The sequence below is a fragment of the Bradyrhizobium sp. genome (genome assembly GCF_035309285.1).
Taxonomy (GTDB): Bacteria; Pseudomonadota; Alphaproteobacteria; order Rhizobiales; family Xanthobacteraceae; genus Bradyrhizobium.
This window is the reverse complement of record NZ_DATGFH010000179.1, coordinates 1-16,591: the sequence shown is the minus strand read 5'-3', so window position 1 is coordinate 16,591 and position 16,591 is coordinate 1. Positions and strand designations below refer to the sequence as shown.

The window sequence follows — 16,591 nt, the reverse complement described above, 5'->3', positions numbered from 1 at the left end:
TTCGACCAATGTGGGGAGGCAACCTGTGATCCTACTTCTACATGTACTTGTTCGCGAGCACGGGCCGCGGCTGTCGTGGCGCGACGTCGCGCCTTTGCTGCTTGCGGCACTGGCCGTCTCATTGGCTTGCGCCAGGCCGGTTCGAGCGCAATCTACCGCTGCCGCGCCGGGCAATCAGCCGCTTGACGTCCAGCAGCTGTTCGCAACGACCTGCGGATGGTGTCATTCCGACGGTGGCCGCGCCGCCGGCAAGGGGCCTCAGCTCATGAACACAAAACGAGACGACGATTTTATTCGCAACCGCATCAAGAACGGCAAGCCAGGCGCCATGCCAGCTTTCGGCGCGACCTTTAACGATGCGCAGATCGACCAGATCGTCAAATACATCCGTGATTTGAAGCCGAGTGGCTGAAAAGCCGAGCAGACTGATCATCCGAACGGGAAACGATATGAGGCCAATCCTTCCGCTCATCGCAAGTGCCGCCGTCAACCGGTCGTCTTGGCGCAGGCGTGGGCCTCATTGCGTATCGCCCACCGCGGCCGGGCGAGGCGATCGAACGACAGCACTGGGGTTGGCGATCCTGGCAGTGCTGGCCAGCACCGCGGCGCCTGCCCGATCCGCGGAGGCGCCCCTGCAACTCGAAGCCAAGATACTACTGGGTGACGTGCGGGGGCGGATCGACCACATGGCGATCGATCTCCGTCGACAACGCTTGTTCATCGCCGAGCTTGGCAATGACACGGTCGGTGTGGTCGATCTCGCAAACCACAGCCTGATACATACGCTTGGCGGGCTGAACGAGCCGCAAGGCGTCGGCTACGAGCCGTCGACCGATACGCTCTTTGTGGCCAACGCGCGCGACGGGGTGGTCAAGCTGTTCGACGGCAACGACTACAAGGCCACGGGACAGATCGCGCTCGGCAGCGACGCCGACAATATCCGCGTTGACGCGGCGACAAGGCGCGTGATCGTCGGCTACGGCGATGGAGCGCTCGCGGTGCTTGACCCTGCGACCCGAAGCAAAGCCCAGAACGTGCCGCTGAAGGCACATCCCGAGAGCTTCCAGCTCGAGCCGAACACGGAGCGGATCTTCGTCAACCTGCCCGACGTCCGCGCCGTGGCCGTGGTTGACGGCAAATCCGGCGAGCAGCTTGCCACCTGGCCAATGGACAAGGGTGGCAATTTTGCCATGACCATCGATCGCGATCGCAACCAGCTTCTCGTGGCGTTTCGCAGGCCACCCGCGCTCGCCGTTTTTGCCCTGGCAGACGGCAAGATCGCTTCGACGGGTGAAACCTGCGGAGACGTCGACGACCTCTTTGTCGACGCCAGACGCAAGCGCGTTTATGTCAGCTGCGGCCAGGGATATGTCGACGTGTTGGAGGCGAATGGCGCGGCATATCGGAGATTGGCGCGTATTCCCACGTCGGCGGGCGCGCGCACGTCTCTATTCGTGCCGGAGATGGATCGTCTGATGGTCGCAGTCCGCACAGGCTTGGCTGGACCGGCGGCGATCTGGGTGTTCAAGCCGATGCCTTGAGATCGATTGTCGGGAGGTGCACATGTTTGCAGACTACCGACCTTGCCGGCGACAATCGAAACCGCTCGCTTCGGTGTCCCTGATTACGCTGTGCCTGCTTGTCACGTTCGATCCTGCGTGGGCATATCGTCCCTTCGACGGCACCGACGCTGCCGTCGCCGCGAAGGGAGAAATGGAAATCGAATTTCAGCCGGCCGGACGCTTGCGCGACGAAAGCGGCACAAGCCTCATCGCGCCAGCCGCGGTCATCAACTACGGTTTCAGCGACGGCTGGGAGGCCGTCTTAGAAGGTCAGGGACAGACACCGCTTTCACCACAGGGGCCAACGAGCCTGACAGCAGCGGCTGCGTTCCTCAAGCATGTGCTGGTGCCCGGAAGCCTGCAGGACAAAACGGGGCCGAGCGTCGCGACCGAATTTGGCGTCCTGCTCCCCGACAGCACTGGCGATTCAGGCGTCGGCGCAAGTCTGGCCGGCATCGTCTCGCAGCGCTGGGATTGGGGAACGATCCATCTCAACGCCGAGACTGCGCTGACCCGCGAGCATCGCGCCGATGTCTTCATTGGCGCCATTCTCGAAGGACCATCCACCTGGACGGTTCGCCCTGTCGCCGAGATTTTCTACGAAAACGAGTTCGGGAAGATGGAGACGGTATCGGGTCTTGTCGGCCTGATTTACCGCATCAGCGACAATCTCAGCTTCGACGTCGGCATCCGTCACGCTCTGACGAACGAGCACCCCGTGAACGAAATTCGTGCCGGTCTGACATTCGGCTTTCCGCTTTCATTTTTGGAAAGCCACGCCGTGCATCGAGACACATCGCCAGGCTTGCCTCGATAGCTCAGCAATGCTGGCGATTCGAATGAGCCCGCGAGTCGCGGCCACGGTTTGGTGGTCGCTGCGCAATGACTTAGTCAGTCGAAGCTCAGCTAGGGTCGCTTCAAAAATGAGTAACCACACCGGGGGGCGCCCAGGAGGCTTGCAATGATAACCGCCCAGGATCGCAATAACGTCCAGAAAGTGTGGAACTTGATTAAACGTGAACATGCCGCTGTGCTGGTCAGCATTAGAAAAGATGGGTCGCTTGATTCAATCCCCATGGGATGCATCCAGAGCGATTTCGACGGAACGCTCTGGTTCCTGACTTTCACCGATAACCCGAGACTGCAGGAGATCGAGAAGGATGGGCACGTGTTGGTTTCCTATGTCCGGCCGTCACGTTACGAATACGTTTCAATGATTGGATACGCCCGAATCGTGGACGACCGCTCCAAGATTCGCGAGCTTTGGCGTGAAGGCTTCAGTGTGTGGTTTCCCGATGGTCCGGAGTCGCCGAGCATCGCGCTTATAGAAATCGACGTGAAGACAGTTAAGTCCTGGAGCAAACCGGCGTCATTCCTGACCTACGCCTACTACTACGTGAGGGCGAAGCTGACCGGAAGATCTCCGTCTCCCGAGCAGGTCGCCGAACGAGTCCTCGTACACTTTTAAATACGCTCAGTGCGCGTCTTCCCCGACTCGGCCGAGACGTCTTCCGCACGATGTGGGCGAAGGGAGGGGAACCGATGCTGCCAAGAGAGATCAAGGATGCCGCTGCAGAGCACGCCTATCCGATTCTGCAGCCAGGCTGGGTGATGGTGCATTAGCGCGATGCGCGGTCCGTGCTCTGCAGCGCCTTGCAGAACGATACGGTGTCGGTGAAGACGGCATCGCCGGCGAATTTGAGCGCCTCGACGGAGCGATGCGCGGCTTCCGCGTGACCAGAGCCGCAGGCGTCTTCGACGATCACGGGGACGATGCCGAGGTCGGCGGCATGCCGCGCCGTCGGCTCGATGCCGATCTCCATGGCGACGCCGACGAGCGCGATTGCGGTGATGCCGCAGTCACGGAGCGCGATCGAAAGCGGCGTGCCCTCCAGCGCCGACATCGTGAGCTTGTCGAAGATCGCTTCGCTGGCGCGCGGCGCAAGCTCCGGCGTGATGGCAAAGCCGGGCGAATCCCTGAGGAACCATGGGCTGACCTTTTCCGGATCGTCGGTGCGCTGCCAGGCCATCGCCATGCGGTAGGCGAAAGCACCCATCAGCTCCTTCGGCAGCGACATGTGGCGCATGAAGACGATGCGGACGCCGGCGCTGCGCGCCGCCTCGAGCACGCGCGAGACCCTGGCAACGATCGCTTCCGGATTCTTGATCTGTCTGAGGATCCCGACCTGCATGTCGTAGACGACCAGCGCGAGATGCTGCGGGTCGCAGACATCTTCCAGGGATTGGGGGATGTCGAGGCCATGGACGCGTTTCATGGGCGTCACCTGTCAACGTGGTTTGTCGGTGGAGTTTCGGTGCCGGGCGTTCGCGCGCGGCAGTATGAACCGGATGGCGCGAAAGGCAATCGGAGCGCATCGGCTCCGGCGCTCTTGACACCGCACGCGTGCCTCGCGCGCTTCACCCCTGCTCTTCCGGGGGCCTGACGTGGCGGAACGAGAACAAGAGCGCCAGGTCATAAGCGATCTTGAGCGTGCCGCATACCACCAGCGGCAGACCGGAGAAGGCCGTCGTGAGCAGCACGCCCGAGATCGCGGGGCTGATCGACGACGCAAGGCTGCGCGGCACGGCGGTGACGCTCGCGGCCGCAGGCCGCTCCGCCGGCGTCACCACCGCCATGACGTAAGAAGTGCGCGTCGGCACGTCCATCTGCGACAGCGCGGCGCGGAGCAGCAGCAGGCCGAGCGCGAGATAGAGGTTGGGGGCGAATGCCGCCAGAATCAAAAACAGGCTGGACGGGATGTGGGTGAACACCATGGTGTTGACGAGGCCGGCGCGTTTGGCAATCCAGGCCGCGACCGGATAGGAGAAAGCGGCAAGCGTGCTGGACCAGAAGAAGAACAGTCCCGCCGCCGACAGCGAGAGATCGAAGCGCTCGAACAGCCACAGCACGAGCAACGACTGGGCGACGAAGCCGCCGGCAAAGGCGTCAATGGAAAACAGCGCGGCGAGCTTGTAGACGGTGTTGCGCGACGGCCCGAGTGGCGCGACCGGCGCTTTCGTCTCACCCACCGCGTGCGGCACGTTGCGATAGAGCAGTGCGCCGGCTGCCCCGAGCGCGGCATAGGCATAGAACATCAGGCGGAACGCGGCGAGCCGGGTCGTACCATGCGCAACCAGCACGTCCGGCACGGACGTGGCCAGCGATCCCGCCGCCGTCGAGAGCGCGCCGATCAGGCTATAGCGCGCGAAGACCTGCGTGCGTCGCGCGTCGGTTGCGCTCCTCGCCAGCACCGCATGCTCAAGCGGCACCAGCACGCCGAGATCGCCGGCGGAGGGATTGACGGTGCCGATGAAAGCAACCAGCGTAATCAGCGCGATATGCTCGACGTTGGGGAACGCCAGTCCCGTCGCCGCCATCAGGCCCGCGCCGAAGATGAGAAGGGCCCGCAGATCGTGCCGCGGCGCAATCCAGCCGACCCCGAGTGTCAGGACCGCGGTACCCAGAAGCGAAGCAGTCGCGACAATGCCGACCGCCGCGGCGTCATAGCCGAGCGCGGTCATATAGGCCGGCAGCACGATAATGGCAAAGCCGTCGCCAAATCCGCGCAGGCCCCGCGCGAGATAAAGCAGCGCGACAAGCGGCATGCCGGTGGCGGGTTTCGAACCAGTTTCAGAAGACATCGGGCCGGCCTTGGTTCACGCGCAATCCCTCGATGGTTCGAGCGTCGCGCAGAGCTTGAACGGCGGGCCGTCTAAAGGGGAGTCTGCACTTCCCCGTGTGCGCAGGCTAGATCGACAATCGCTCCCGGGCAAGTCGAATTCGCGCCGTCGTGCTGGCGCTCTCGGTGCCGGCGGACAATGAGCTCGTGGACGCAATGGCGGGGTCAGCAAGTTTCGCCGCCGTTCCCGGCTGCTTCGGAATGACGAACTAAGTGTCCCTCGGCCTGAAATTCTCGATCACCCGCAACAGCACCCGCGCGCCGGCGTCGGCGTCGGCGAGCTCGACATGCTCGTCAGGGTGATGGCTGATGCCACCGCGGCAGCGTACGAAGATCATGGCGACATCGGCGATATCGACCATCGCCATGCCGTCATGCCCTGCTCCGCTCGGCAGCTCGAACAAAGAGAATGCCTCACCTGCGATCGCCTCCGCGATCTGCGACTTGAGCCAGGCCGCGCAGGGCACGGTGCGGTTTTCGTGGGTGACGTCAAGCCGCAACGCGAGATTCCGGCGCCTGGCGATCGCCTCGACCCGTTGCACGATATCGGCGACCGCGCGCTTGCGATGAGTGTCGGTCGGCGCGCGGATGTCGATGGTGAAGGAGACCTGGCCCGGAATGACATTGGTGGCGCCGGGCGCCGCATGAATAGAGCCGACGGTGCCGACGAGGCCGTTCGGATCGGCGCGGCAGGTCTCCTCGATTGCCGTGATGCATTCGGCCGCACCCGTGAGCGCATCGCGGCGGAGCGCCATGGGCACCGTGCCGGCGTGTCCCGCCATGCCGGTGAGCCGCGCCGCCATCCGCGTCGCGCCGGCGATTGCGGTGACGACGCCGACGGCAAGATTTTGCGCTTCCAGCACCGGGCCCTGCTCGATATGCAGCTCGAGATAGGCGAGCAATTCGCGCCGTGTCCGCGCGGCTCTGCCGATCTGGTCGGGATCGAGCCCGAAATTCGTGAGCGCCTCGCGCATCGAGATGCCGTCGCGGTCGCGGCCATCAAGCACGCTCGCGTCGAAGGTGCCTGCGACCGCGCGGCTGCCGAGCAGCGTGGATGCAAAGCGCACGCCCTCCTCGTCGGCAAAGCCGGTGATCTCGATCGCATAGGGCAGTCGCCTGCCGCGCCGGTTCAAATCCGCGACGCAAGCAATCGCCGTGATTACGCCGAGCGGCCCGTCCCATTTGCCGGCGTCGCGCACGGTGTCGTAGTGCGAGCCGAGCATCAGGCACGGCAGATCGGGTAAATTGCCCTCATAACGGCCGCAGACATTGCCGATGGCATCGAGATGCGCGTGCATGCCGGCCTCACGCATCCAGCTCAGGATCAGATCGGCCGCCGCGCGATGCTCGGGCGTGAGAAAGATGCGTGCGAGATGTTCCGGCGTTTCGGAGATCGCGGCGAGCTGATTGATCCGGCCGACGATCTCCTCACCGAGCGAAATGTTGTGCTGGCCAGCCGTTCCCACACTCATCTCGTTCATGCCTTCCAGGTGCAGCCACTGCTCGTCGATACAAGTTCGCTACGGCCCAAGCTTTGCGAATAGGCGCAGCCGCGCGCGAAGTCGACTGCCAACCGTTCGCGCCCCTCGGGGCACGGCCTCGAAAGTGAAAACGGCGGCCCAGCAATGCTCATCTCGCTTGCATACAATACGAAAGTTATGCTCATTTTTTAATCAGAGATGCGATTGCTCGAAATTCAGCCGGCTCACCGCCCTCTCAATAAGCCAAATCATATCAACGCCTTAAGCTATCATCGTCCACCGAAAATCTCTGGCACGAAGCTTGCGACAATGCGGGTCGGGCTCCGCCCATCCGGGCGAAGACGGGAGACAGCGGCGGGTGACCGCGCTTGAAGGGAGCAAGCAATGGATTTGGGCAGGATTTCACGACGGCGTCTGTTGCAGGGAGGTGCTGTGCTGACACTCGGCTCGGCGCTCAGCGTACGCGAGGCGGCGGCTGCAGACACCACGATCGGCTTCATCTATGTCGGCTCGCGCGACGACTACGGCTACAACCAGGCGCACGCGCAAGGCGCGGCCGCGCTGAAGAAGCTGCCGGGATTGAAGGTGGTCGAGGAAGAGAAGGTGCCGGAGACCGAGGCCGTCGAGAAAACGATGGAATCGATGATCAATCTCGACGGTGCGACGCTGCTGTTTCCGACCTCGTTCGGTTACTACAATCCGCACGTGCTCAAGATGGCCGCCAAATATCCGAAAATCCACTTCGAGCATTGCGGCGGACTGTGGACCGACAAGGACCCGAAGAACGCCGGCAGCTATTTCGGCTATATCGACGAAGCCCAATATATCTCCGGCATCGTTGCTGGCTACTCGACCAAGAGCGGCAAGCTCGGCTTCGTCGCGGCGAAGCGGATCCCGCAGGTGCTGCGCAACATCAACGCGTTCACGCTCGGCGCCAGGCTTGCGAACCCGAAGGCGACCACGCAGGTGATCTTCACCGGCGACTGGTCGATGCCGGTCAAGGAGGCCGAGGCTACCAACAGCCTGATCGACCAGGGCATCGATGTGATCACCTGCCATGTCGACGGACCGAAGACCGTGGTCGAGAACGCGGCGCGCCGCGGCGCTTTGGTGTGCGGTTATCACGTCAACCAGTCGCCGCTCGCGCCAAAAGCCTATCTCACCGGCGCAGAATGGAACTGGGAAGCGCTCTATCCGAAATTCGTCAAGATGATCACCTCGGGCGAAGGCATCCCGAACTTCTATCGCGGCGGCCTCAAGGAAGAGATCGTCAAGGTCTCGCCCTATGGCGACGCCGTGTCTGCTGAGGCGCGCAAGCACGCCGATGCGGTCAAGGCGAAGTTCATGGCCGACGGCTACACCATCTTCAAGGGCCCGCTGGTCGACAACAAGGGCAAGACCGTGATCGCGGCCGGCACCGATCGCAGCCAGAAGGATCCCGAGCTCGAAAAGATGGATTATCTGGTCGACGGCGTGATCGGAGCGACTTCGTGAGCGCTGACGCGGTGGAATCGGCGGAGGCGGTCGCGGTTGCGCCGGCCGCTGACGCCGGATTCCTTCAGCGTCATGGCACTTCAATCGAATACATCCTGATTCCGGGCGCGGCGCTCGCCGGCGCGCTCATGGTCTTCGGCATCTTTGTCGCGCTGTTCGGCAAAAACCCGCTCGACCTCTATTTCTACATGTATTACGGCGCGTTCGGCACCTGGTTCTCCTGGCAGAACACGCTGACCCGCGCCGCACCCTTGATCCTGACCGCGCTGTGCACGGCATTACCGGCGCAGCTCGGCATGGTGATCATCGGCGGCGAAGGCGCGCTCTTGATCGGCGCCCTGTCCGCCACATCCATTGCGCTCGCCATGCCATGGGCGCCGCCGCTTGCGGTGCAGCTCGCGATGGCTGCGGCCGGCATGATCGGCGGCGGCCTGTGGATCATGCTCTCCGGGGCTTTGAGGCAATATCGCGGGGTCAACGAGACGATCTCGAGCCTGCTCCTCGTCTACATCGCGCTTGCGATTCTCAATCAGCTCGTCGAGGGCGTGATGCGCGATCCCGCAAGCCTAAACAAGCCGTCGACGCGCGAGATCGGCGCGGCCAACATGATCGGCTCGATCCCCGGCACAGAGATTCATTGGGGGCTGGTGTTCGGCCTGATCGCGGCCGTCGCTTCCTACATCCTGATCTATCACACCACCTTCGGCTTCGCCGCGCGCGTCGCGGGCGGCAATCTGCGCGCGGCGAAGATCGTCGGGCTTTCTGTCGGCAAGCTGGTCCTCACCATCTGCTTCCTCGCCGGCGCTTGCGCAGGGCTCGCCGGCATGGTGGAAGTCGCCGCCGTCCAGGGCCGCGCCAACGCCAACCTCGCGGTCGGCTATGGCTTTACCGGCATCCTGGTCGCGTTCCTCGCGCGGCAGAATCCGCTTGCCGTCATTCCGGTCGCGGTCCTGCTCGGCGGCATCAGCGCAAGCGGCGGCCTCCTGCAACGCCGCCTCGACCTGCCCGACGCTTCCGTGCTGGTGCTGCAAGGCATCATCTTCGTCTTCGTGCTCGCAAGCGATGCCGTGTACGGGCGGATCGGCTTTCTGAAAGGCAAGTCTTGACATGGCGGATCCCTCGATCGGACTCTGGACCGTGCCGCTCGCCGTGTTCGGCGGCGCCATCCGTGTCTCCACGCCATTCCTGTTCGTGAGTCTCGGCGAATGCATCACCGAGCGCTCCGGCCGCATCAATCTCGGCCTCGAAGGCACGCTTGTGATGGGCGCGATGGGCGCCTACGGCACCTCGTATCTGTCGGGCTCGCCCTGGCTCGGCGTGCTCGCGGCCGGCATCACCGGCGCGCTGTTGGGCGCGCTGCACGCTGGCATCTGCTCGCTGCCGCGGGTCAATGACATTGCGGTGGGCATCGCGCTGATGCTGTTCGGCACCGGGCTCGCCTTCTATCTCGGCAAGCCGCTGATCGAGCCCACTGCACCAAGATTGCCCGCGATCGATTTCGGCTTCTGGAGCGATATTCCGCAGCTGCGCGCCGCGCTTCGCATCAACGTGCTGTTCCTGATCGGCGTCGCGCTCGCGCCCCTGCTCTATTGGGCCTTCCGCACCACGCGCTGGGGCCTGCTGATCCGCACCGCCGGCGAAAGCGCGGACGCCGCGCGCGCGATGGGACATTCGGTGCTCTTGATCCGACTGCGCGCGACCATGGTCGGCGGCTTTCTCGCCGGCATCGGCGGCTCGTTTTTGTCGCTGTTCTATCCCGGAAGCTGGAACGAGGGACTCTCCTCAGGACAGGGCATCACCGCCGTCGCGCTCGTGATCTTCGCGCGCTGGGACCCGATGCTCTGCCTGTGGGCCTCGCTCGCCTTCGGTGGCGCCGCCGCGCTCGGGCCCGCGCTGCAATCGGTCGGCGTCACCGCCGGCTATCATCTCTTCAACGCCGCGCCCTATATCCTGACGCTTTTGATCATGATCATCACCTGCTCGCCCAAGCGCACGCTGACCGGGGCGCCGGCCGAACTTTCGATCACGCGATAACGAGGCTTCAGACCATGTCCGAGCGCACCATCAAGTCCGAGCCCTATGCCTGGCCCTATAACGGCGATCTCCGCCCCCAAAACACCGCGCTCATCATCATCGACATGCAGACCGACTTCTGCGGCGTCGGCGGCTATGTCGACAAGATGGGTTACGACCTGTCATTGACGCGCGCGCCGATCGAGCCGATCAAGCGCGTGCTGGCGACCATGCGCGAGAAGGGCTACCACATCATCCACACCCGCGAGGGTCATCGCCCTGACCTCGCCGATCTTCCCGCCAACAAGCGCTGGCGCTCGCGGCAAATCGGCGCCGGCATCGGCGATCCCGGCCCCTGCGGGCGTATTCTGGTGCGCGGCGAGCCCGGCTGGGAGATCATCCCCGATCTCGCGCCGCTACCCGGCGAGCCGATCATCGACAAGCCTGGCAAGGGCTCGTTCTGCGCGACCGATCTCGAGCTGATGCTGCGCCTGCGCGGCATCGACAACATCGTGCTGACCGGTATCACCACCGACGTCTGCGTTCACACCACCATGCGCGAGGCCAACGACCGCGGCTTCGAATGCGTGCTGCTCGAGGACTGCTGCGGCGCGACCGACAAGGGCAACCACGACCATGCCATCAAGATGGTCAAGATGCAGGGCGGCGTGTTTGGCGCGGTGGCGAAATCCGCCGATCTGATCGGAGCGATCGCGTGATCGTCGGCGAAGAGCTCGCGCTCTCCGGCGCCTTCGGCGTCGAAGCCATCGCCATGACCATGCGCTTCGGCGATTTCCTTGCGCTCGACAATGTCGGGCTGAAGGTGCGCCCCGGCACCTTCCATGCGCTGTTGGGAGAGAACGGCGCAGGCAAATCGACGCTCGTGAAATGCATCATGGGCTACTACCACGCGAGCGAAGGCGCCATCGTTGTCGGCGGCCGCGAGCAGTCCATCTCCAATCCCAAGGATGCGCACGCGCTGGGGCTGAGCATGGTCTATCAGCATTTCACGCTGGTCCCTGCGATGACCGTCGCAGAAAATCTTGTACTGGCGCGCGACGACGTGCCGGCTGTGGTCGATTGGACGAAGGAGAAAAAGGCGCTGGAGGCGTTCCTGGCGCGAATGCCGTTCCGGGTTCCGCTCGACGCCAAGGTAGCCGACATCTCCGCCGGCGAGCGGCAGAAGTGTGAAATCCTGAAACAGCTCTATCTCAAGCGCCGCTTTCTGATCCTGGATGAGCCGACCTCGGTGCTGACGCCGGACGAAGCCGACGAAGTGCTGGGCATGCTCCGCACCATGGTGGTCGAGGGCGAATTGACCATCCTGATGATCACGCACAAGTTCCGCGAGGTGATGGCCTTCGCCGACGAAGTCACCATCCTGCGACGGGGCAAGCTTGTCGGCAAGGGTCTCGTGAAAGACCTCACGCGGGATGCCATGGCGCGCGCGATGATCGGCGCGGAGCAACTGACCATCCAGCCGCCGCGCTCGGGCGAGGCCGGCGGCGTGCGTCTGGAGCTATCGAAACTCCGTGCGCTAGACGACGCCGGCGCGGTCGCCGTGCACGACGTCTCGCTGTCGGTGCGCGGCGGCGAGATCGTCGGCATCGCCGGCGTCTCCGGCAACGGCCAGCGGCAGCTCGTCGAAGTGCTGGCGGGCCAGCGCGAGGCCGAGAGCGGTGAGATTCGCGTCGCCGGCGATCCCTATCATGCGCGACGCGAGGAGATGCGCCGCCACAGGATGTCGCTATTGCCGGAGGAGCCCCTGAAGAACGCTTGCGTCGGCGGCATGAGCGTCGCCGACAACATCGCGCTCCGCGAATTCGACCGCGCGCCGTTCGCAAGCGGCAGCTGGTGGCTCAACCGCTCTGCCTTCCGCGAGCATGCCGAGAAGAAGATCAGCCGCTACAAGATCAAGACCCGCTCGCCGGAGACGCCGATCTCGGCACTGTCAGGCGGCAACGTCCAGCGCACGGTGCTGGCGCGCGAGCTCGGCGGCGATGTCGAGGTCTTGATCGCCGCCAACCCCTGCTTCGGGCTCGATTTCTCGGCGGTGGCGCAGATCCACGCCGAGATCATGGCCGCGCGCAACCGCGGCGCGGCGGTGCTGCTTGTCAGCGAGGACCTGGACGAACTCCTGGAGTTGTCCGACCGTCTGGTCGTGATGTTCCACGGCCAGTTCGTCTACGAAGCGCGAGCCAGCGAAGCCGACCTCACCGAAATCGGCCGCCACATGGCGGGGCATCGATAGCGCGACCGGCGGAGATCACGAGCCGACCATCACGCCATCTCGAAGCGGATGTCCTGGGCGCCCTTCCACAGGACGGTCTTGCCGAGCGTCGTCAGGTTTTCCAGGCCCGAGGTGAGCGTGATGAAATGGTTGCCGGCGAGCTGGCCCATCTTGCTCGCGAAATGCACGCCGCCATAGGCGAGCAAAATCTCGGTCTCGCTGATGCCGCCGGGATAGAGGATGATCTGGCCGGGCGCCGGATAGCTGGTGTGGTTCTCGTAAGAGACGCCGAAATCGAGATCGCCGAGCGGCATCCAGACGCCCTCCCCGCTCCAGCGCACATGAATTACCTTGCTCACGAACGGCATCGCCTTCTTGAAGGCGGCGCAGGTTTTCGGCGCCAGCTCCGCCTCGAAGCGGGCTCCGAAGGTGAACTCACCGGCGCGGATGATCAGTTGGCTCATATAGCTTTCTCGTGGAGTCAAGGAACGATCTGATATCCATGACAGTCCGCTGTTGCGGAAGCAAGGCCAATCGGGCGCAATCCGGCGCTCGGCGAAGACCCTGCAATGCTGCACGGCCGTTGCATGTCGCCGATCGATCTGGTTACCTTGAACGCCGACGAGCACTTCAGGAAACCAGAGCGTGGCATTGAAAAACGTCATCGGCATCGACCATGCCGTCATCATGGTGAGAAATCTCGACAGGGCCGCCGAGAATTGGAAACGTCTCGGCTTCACTATATCGCCGCGCGGCACGCACAGCGCACATATGGGAACGGGCAACTACACCATGATGCTCGATCCCGATTATCTCGAGCTGCTCGGCGTGCTTGCGCCGACCGAGCATAACGCGCCGGCGCGCGCAATGCTGGAGAAGCGTGAGGGCATCGAGCGCGTGGCTTTCACGGCGATCGACTCGGCGGCAGGCGTCGAGGAAATCCGCGCGCGCGGGCTTATCCCGACCGGCCCGACCGATTTCGAGCGGCCGGTGACGATGCCCGACGGCACCATATCGGCGGCAAAATTCCGCACCTTCCAGTGGCCGGTCGCCGAGGCACCCGCCGGCATGCGCATCTTCGCCTGTCAGCACAAGACCCGCGAGGCCGTGTGGATTCCGGAGCTGATGCATCACGCCAACGGCGCGAAACGCCTGAAGCAGGTACTGCTGGTCGCACCCGATCCCGCCAGGGAAGCGGCGCATCTCGCAAAGCTGATCGATCGGGATTCGCGCAAGGAGGCAGACGGTGCCGTGGCGGTTCCGTCGGGCGGGGATCGCGCGGACTTTGTCTTCATGACGCTGCAACAGTTGGCTGCGCGCTATCCGAGTGTCTCGCTGGCGGGCCTACCCGATCGCGGCGCAGCAGGTCTTGTGATCGCGGCTGATCTCGATGCAGCGGAGAAAGCACTCGGCTCAAACGGCGTCCGCAGCGGTGCCGCTGTTTGCGTGCCACCTGCGGATGCCAACGGCGTGCTGCTCGCCTTCGTCAAGGCCTAGCGTCGCTCACCGTCGCAGCGGCGTGGCGGACGTTTCGCGGCTCCGTTGCTCCCAGCCATGGCGCTCGAGCTCGGGATCTTCGTGCTCCTCTTCGGGCCAGCCGAGGCAGAGATAGGCGATGAAGGTCCAGCCGTCCGGCAGATCGAGCGTGGCCCGTGCGGCATCGGGATCGAGGATCGAGACCCAGCCGACGCCGAGCCCTTCCGCGCGCGCGGCAAGCCACAGGGTCTGGATCGCGGCGACCACCGAATAGCGGATGGTCTCGGGCATGGTCTGGCGGCCGAGGCCATGTCCCTGGGGTGTCGTCTCGTCGGCGCAGGCGACGAGATGCACCGGCGCCTGTTTTAGTCCCTCGAGCTTCAGCCGCGCATAGCATGCCTGCCGTTCGCCCGCGTAGCCGTTCAGCGCCGCGTCATTGGCGCGCGCGAAATTCTCGGCGATCGCAGCGCGCCGCGCCGGCGTCTCGACCAGCACAAAGCGCCAAGGCTGGCTCAACCCCACCGAGGGCGCGTGCGAAGCCAGCGCCAGGAGCTTGCCGATGAGAGTTTGCGGAACAGGATTGGTGCGGAACCGCCGCACGTCGCGCCGCCAGCGCACGAGGTCCGAAAACCGCTCCCTGAAGGCGGCATCAAAATGCGGCGGCTGATGGGCGGTGTCGGTGGTCAAGCGCTGGTGGGCCTCGGTGGCAACAACAGGGCCTAACAGGATAGGCGCCCAGCCGAAAGGGCAAAATCAGGGGGTCGGCTTCCTTCTATCGCCGGCGCTTGGGCCGGATTCGGCCGTCTCCCATGGCGGCTATCCCAAAAAAGAAAGAGCGTGATGGCGATCGGCCATCACGCCCAGTGAATGCACGGCGCTGGGGAGGAGAATTCAGCGCTCGGCAAAAGCCTTCTCGACCACGAACTGCGCGGGTTCGCCGTGATTGCCCTCGATGAAACCCCTCGCGTTCAACAGCGCGCGCGTGTCCTGCACCAGCGCAGGGCTGCCGCAGATCATGACGCGGTCATGCGCGGGCTCGATTGCCGGCAGTCCGATGTCGGCAAACAGCTTGCCTGAGGTGATGAGGTCGGTGATGCGGCCGCGGTTGCGGAAGGGATCGCGTGTCACGGTCGGATAATAGATGAGCTGGTTGTTCACCGTCTCGCCGATCAATTCATCGTTCGGCAGCTTCTCGGTGATCATCTCGCCATAGGCCAATTCCTTGACGCGGCGACAGCCGTGCAGCAGCACGACCTTCTCGAAGCGATCGTAGGTCTCGGGATCCTTGATCACGCTGAGAAATGGTGCCAGGCCCGTGCCGGTGCCGACGAGATAGAGATTGCGGCCGTCCTCGAGATTGTCGATCACGAGCGTGCCGGTCGCCTTGCGGCTGACAATGATCTCGTCGCCTTCCTTCAGGTGCTGAAGGCGCGAGGTAAGCGGGCCATCCGGCACCTTGATCGAGAAAAACTCGAGCCTGTCCTCGTAATTGGCGCTGGCGACGCTGTAGGCGCGCAGCAGCGGCCGCTCGCCGACCTTGAGCCCGATCATGGTGAACTCGCCGTTGCGGAAGCGGAACGACGGATCGCGCGTGGTGGTGAAGGAGAACAGCGTGTCGGTCCAGTGGTGCACGCTCAGGACGCTTTCCTGGTTGAAATTGCTCATCGCCATTACCTGATTTCGGGCATGATCTTTCCGGAAAACCGGTGCCCACTTTTCCGGATCATGCCCGTCCCTGATCCGGTTGACCGGCCAATTCATTCGTATACGATCATTCGTGTACAAATGAATAATCCAGCTTGATCCGAAGGTCAAGCCGGATCAAATTCATGAGCGATTTCAACGGAAGGAACATCCCATGGCGCATGATGCACCCCAGGCCACCGGCCCGAGCAAGCTCGTGATCCGCAACATCGGCCTCATGCTGTCGGGCGCCCTGGAGAAGCCGATCCTGGACGCCGACACCATCGTCGCCGAGAACGGCAAGATCACGGGCATCGGCCGCGCCAAGGACGTCAACACCGAGGGCGCCACCATCATCGTCGATGCCCATGGCACCACGGTCGCGCCCGGCCTGATCGACAGCCATGTCCATCCCGTGGCCGGTGACTGGACGCCGCGGCAGAACCAGACCAACTGGATCGACAGCTATCTCCACGGCGGCGTCACCACCATGATCTCCGCCGGTGAAGTGCACATGCCCGGCCGTCCCCGCGATGTCGTCGGGTTGAAGGCGATGGCGATCTTCGCGCAGCGCGCGTTCTGGACGCTGCGCCCGGGCGGTGTGAAGGTTCATGCCGGCGCGCCGGTGATCGAATGCGAAATGGTCGAGGATGATTTCAGGGAATTGGCGGCCGCCGGCGTCAAGCTGCTCGGCGAAGTCGGCCTCGGCGGTGTCAAGGACGGCCCGACCGCCCGCAAGATGGTCGGCTGGGCGCGCAAATATGGCATCCAGAGCACGATCCACACCGGCGGGCCATCGATCCCCGGCTCCGGCCTGATCGACAAGGACGTGGTACTCGAAGCCGACACCGACGTGGTCGGCCACATCAATGGCGGCCACACCGCCCTGCCCGACGACCAGATCCGCTGCATCTGCGAGGGCTGCAAGCGCGGGCTGGAGCTGGTTCACAACGGCAACGAGCGCTCCGCGCT

17 protein-coding genes are annotated in these 16,591 nt (G+C 63.9%); 11 read left to right on the top strand and 6 right to left on the bottom strand.

Features of this window, described 5'->3' with window-relative positions:
- Positions 1–10 precede the first annotated feature (10 nt).
- The 4 genes from VKR55_RS32715 to VKR55_RS32700 all read left to right on the top strand — a co-directional run bounded on the left by VKR55_RS32715 (position 11) and on the right by VKR55_RS32700 (position 3,030).
- Positions 11–412: a c-type cytochrome gene (locus tag VKR55_RS32715; protein WP_324409539.1), complete on the top strand. Its 402-nt coding sequence runs from the start codon at positions 11–13 to the stop codon at positions 410–412.
- Between the two features lie 274 nt (positions 413–686).
- Positions 687–1,541 (top strand): YncE family protein, encoded by an 855-nt coding sequence (locus VKR55_RS32710; protein WP_324409538.1) that lies wholly within the window; start codon positions 687–689, stop codon positions 1,539–1,541.
- A 22-nt stretch (positions 1,542–1,563) separates the two neighbouring features.
- Positions 1,564–2,379 (top strand): hypothetical protein, encoded by an 816-nt coding sequence (locus tag VKR55_RS32705; RefSeq protein WP_324409537.1) that lies wholly within the window; start codon positions 1,564–1,566, stop codon positions 2,377–2,379.
- Between the two features lie 144 nt (positions 2,380–2,523).
- Positions 2,524–3,030: a pyridoxamine 5'-phosphate oxidase family protein gene (locus tag VKR55_RS32700; protein WP_324409536.1), complete on the top strand. Its 507-nt coding sequence runs from the start codon at positions 2,524–2,526 to the stop codon at positions 3,028–3,030.
- A gap of 151 nt (positions 3,031–3,181) precedes the next feature.
- Here the strand turns inward: VKR55_RS32700 and VKR55_RS32695 are convergent, their stop codons facing one another.
- From VKR55_RS32695 to VKR55_RS32685, 3 genes are all read right to left on the bottom strand, one after another.
- Positions 3,182–3,838: a cysteine hydrolase family protein gene (locus VKR55_RS32695; protein ID WP_324409535.1), complete on the bottom strand. Its 657-nt coding sequence runs from the start codon at positions 3,836–3,838 to the stop codon at positions 3,182–3,184.
- A 142-nt stretch (positions 3,839–3,980) separates the two neighbouring features.
- Entirely contained in the window at positions 3,981–5,204 is a 1,224-nt protein-coding gene (locus tag VKR55_RS32690) for an MFS transporter (protein WP_324409534.1), read from the bottom strand.
- Positions 5,205–5,451: 247 nt separating this feature from the next.
- Positions 5,452–6,714, bottom strand: a complete 1,263-nt coding sequence (locus VKR55_RS32685; RefSeq protein ID WP_324409591.1) for an allantoate amidohydrolase — start codon at positions 6,712–6,714, stop codon at positions 5,452–5,454.
- Positions 6,715–7,107: 393 nt separating this feature from the next.
- Here VKR55_RS32685 and VKR55_RS32680 point away from each other — a divergent pair, with 393 nt between their 5' ends.
- Genes VKR55_RS32680 through VKR55_RS32660 form a run of 5 tightly spaced genes read left to right on the top strand, consistent with a single transcriptional unit; the run spans position 7,108 to position 12,481 of the window.
- Positions 7,108–8,217: a BMP family ABC transporter substrate-binding protein gene (locus tag VKR55_RS32680; protein ID WP_324409533.1), complete on the top strand. Its 1,110-nt coding sequence runs from the start codon at positions 7,108–7,110 to the stop codon at positions 8,215–8,217.
- Entirely contained in the window at positions 8,214–9,323 is a 1,110-nt protein-coding gene (locus tag VKR55_RS32675) for an ABC transporter permease (protein WP_324409532.1), read from the top strand. Before VKR55_RS32680 ends, VKR55_RS32675 begins: the two co-directional genes overlap by 4 nt.
- Position 9,324: 1 nt before the next feature.
- Positions 9,325–10,251 (top strand): ABC transporter permease, encoded by a 927-nt coding sequence (locus VKR55_RS32670; protein ID WP_324409531.1) that lies wholly within the window; start codon positions 9,325–9,327, stop codon positions 10,249–10,251.
- Between the two features lie 14 nt (positions 10,252–10,265).
- Positions 10,266–10,949 carry a biuret amidohydrolase gene (biuH, locus tag VKR55_RS32665; protein ID WP_324409530.1) on the top strand — a complete coding sequence of 228 codons (684 nt, stop codon included), beginning with the start codon at positions 10,266–10,268 and terminating at the stop codon, positions 10,947–10,949.
- Complete coding sequence (locus tag VKR55_RS32660) at positions 10,946–12,481, top strand: ABC transporter ATP-binding protein (RefSeq protein WP_324409529.1); 1,536 nt, start codon at positions 10,946–10,948, stop codon at positions 12,479–12,481. The genes biuH and VKR55_RS32660 overlap by 4 nt, the downstream gene beginning before the upstream one ends.
- 29 nt (positions 12,482–12,510) lie before the next feature.
- Here VKR55_RS32660 and VKR55_RS32655 read toward each other — a convergent pair whose 3' ends face one another.
- Positions 12,511–12,924, bottom strand: coding sequence for a DUF3830 family protein (locus tag VKR55_RS32655; RefSeq protein WP_324409528.1), 414 nt, complete (start codon positions 12,922–12,924; stop codon positions 12,511–12,513).
- A gap of 181 nt (positions 12,925–13,105) precedes the next feature.
- Here VKR55_RS32655 and VKR55_RS32650 point away from each other — a divergent pair, with 181 nt between their 5' ends.
- Positions 13,106–13,957 carry a VOC family protein gene (locus VKR55_RS32650; RefSeq protein WP_324409527.1) on the top strand — a complete coding sequence of 284 codons (852 nt, stop codon included), beginning with the start codon at positions 13,106–13,108 and terminating at the stop codon, positions 13,955–13,957.
- A gap of 6 nt (positions 13,958–13,963) precedes the next feature.
- On the opposite strand, the gene bluB is transcribed toward VKR55_RS32650, so the two are convergent.
- The gene (gene bluB / locus VKR55_RS32645) at positions 13,964–14,623 is read right to left on the bottom strand and encodes a 5,6-dimethylbenzimidazole synthase (RefSeq protein WP_324409526.1); all 660 of its coding nucleotides are present in this window, start codon (positions 14,621–14,623) and stop codon (positions 13,964–13,966) included.
- Between the two features lie 204 nt (positions 14,624–14,827).
- The gene (locus VKR55_RS32640; protein ID WP_324409525.1) at positions 14,828–15,601 is read right to left on the bottom strand and encodes a ferredoxin--NADP reductase; all 774 of its coding nucleotides are present in this window, start codon (positions 15,599–15,601) and stop codon (positions 14,828–14,830) included.
- A gap of 193 nt (positions 15,602–15,794) precedes the next feature.
- On the opposite strand from VKR55_RS32640, the gene VKR55_RS32635 reads away from it, so the two are divergent.
- Positions 15,795–16,591, top strand: a 797-nt coding sequence (locus VKR55_RS32635; protein ID WP_324409524.1) for an amidohydrolase family protein, incomplete at its 3' end; no start/stop codon positions are given.

What these genes read in the sequence shown, in the direction of transcription:
- VKR55_RS32695 (WP_324409535.1), bottom strand. Translation starts at nt 3,838, where the DNA reads ATGAAACGCGTCCATGGCCTCGACATCCCCCAATCCCTGGAAGATGTC.
- biuH (WP_324409530.1), top strand. Translation starts at nt 10,266, where the DNA reads ATGTCCGAGCGCACCATCAAGTCCGAGCCCTATGCCTGGCCCTATAAC.
- VKR55_RS32670 (WP_324409531.1), top strand. Translation starts at nt 9,325, where the DNA reads ATGGCGGATCCCTCGATCGGACTCTGGACCGTGCCGCTCGCCGTGTTC.
- VKR55_RS32685 (WP_324409591.1), bottom strand. Translation starts at nt 6,714, where the DNA reads ATGAGTGTGGGAACGGCTGGCCAGCACAACATTTCGCTCGGTGAGGAG.
- VKR55_RS32690 (WP_324409534.1), bottom strand. Translation starts at nt 5,204, where the DNA reads ATGTCTTCTGAAACTGGTTCGAAACCCGCCACCGGCATGCCGCTTGTC.
- VKR55_RS32705 (WP_324409537.1), top strand. Translation starts at nt 1,564, where the DNA reads ATGTTTGCAGACTACCGACCTTGCCGGCGACAATCGAAACCGCTCGCT.
- VKR55_RS32710 (WP_324409538.1), top strand. Translation starts at nt 687, where the DNA reads ATGGCGATCGATCTCCGTCGACAACGCTTGTTCATCGCCGAGCTTGGC.
- VKR55_RS32700 (WP_324409536.1), top strand. Translation starts at nt 2,524, where the DNA reads ATGATAACCGCCCAGGATCGCAATAACGTCCAGAAAGTGTGGAACTTG.
- VKR55_RS32655 (WP_324409528.1), bottom strand. Translation starts at nt 12,924, where the DNA reads ATGAGCCAACTGATCATCCGCGCCGGTGAGTTCACCTTCGGAGCCCGC.
- VKR55_RS32680 (WP_324409533.1), top strand. Translation starts at nt 7,108, where the DNA reads ATGGATTTGGGCAGGATTTCACGACGGCGTCTGTTGCAGGGAGGTGCT.
- VKR55_RS32640 (WP_324409525.1), bottom strand. Translation starts at nt 15,601, where the DNA reads ATGAGCAATTTCAACCAGGAAAGCGTCCTGAGCGTGCACCACTGGACC.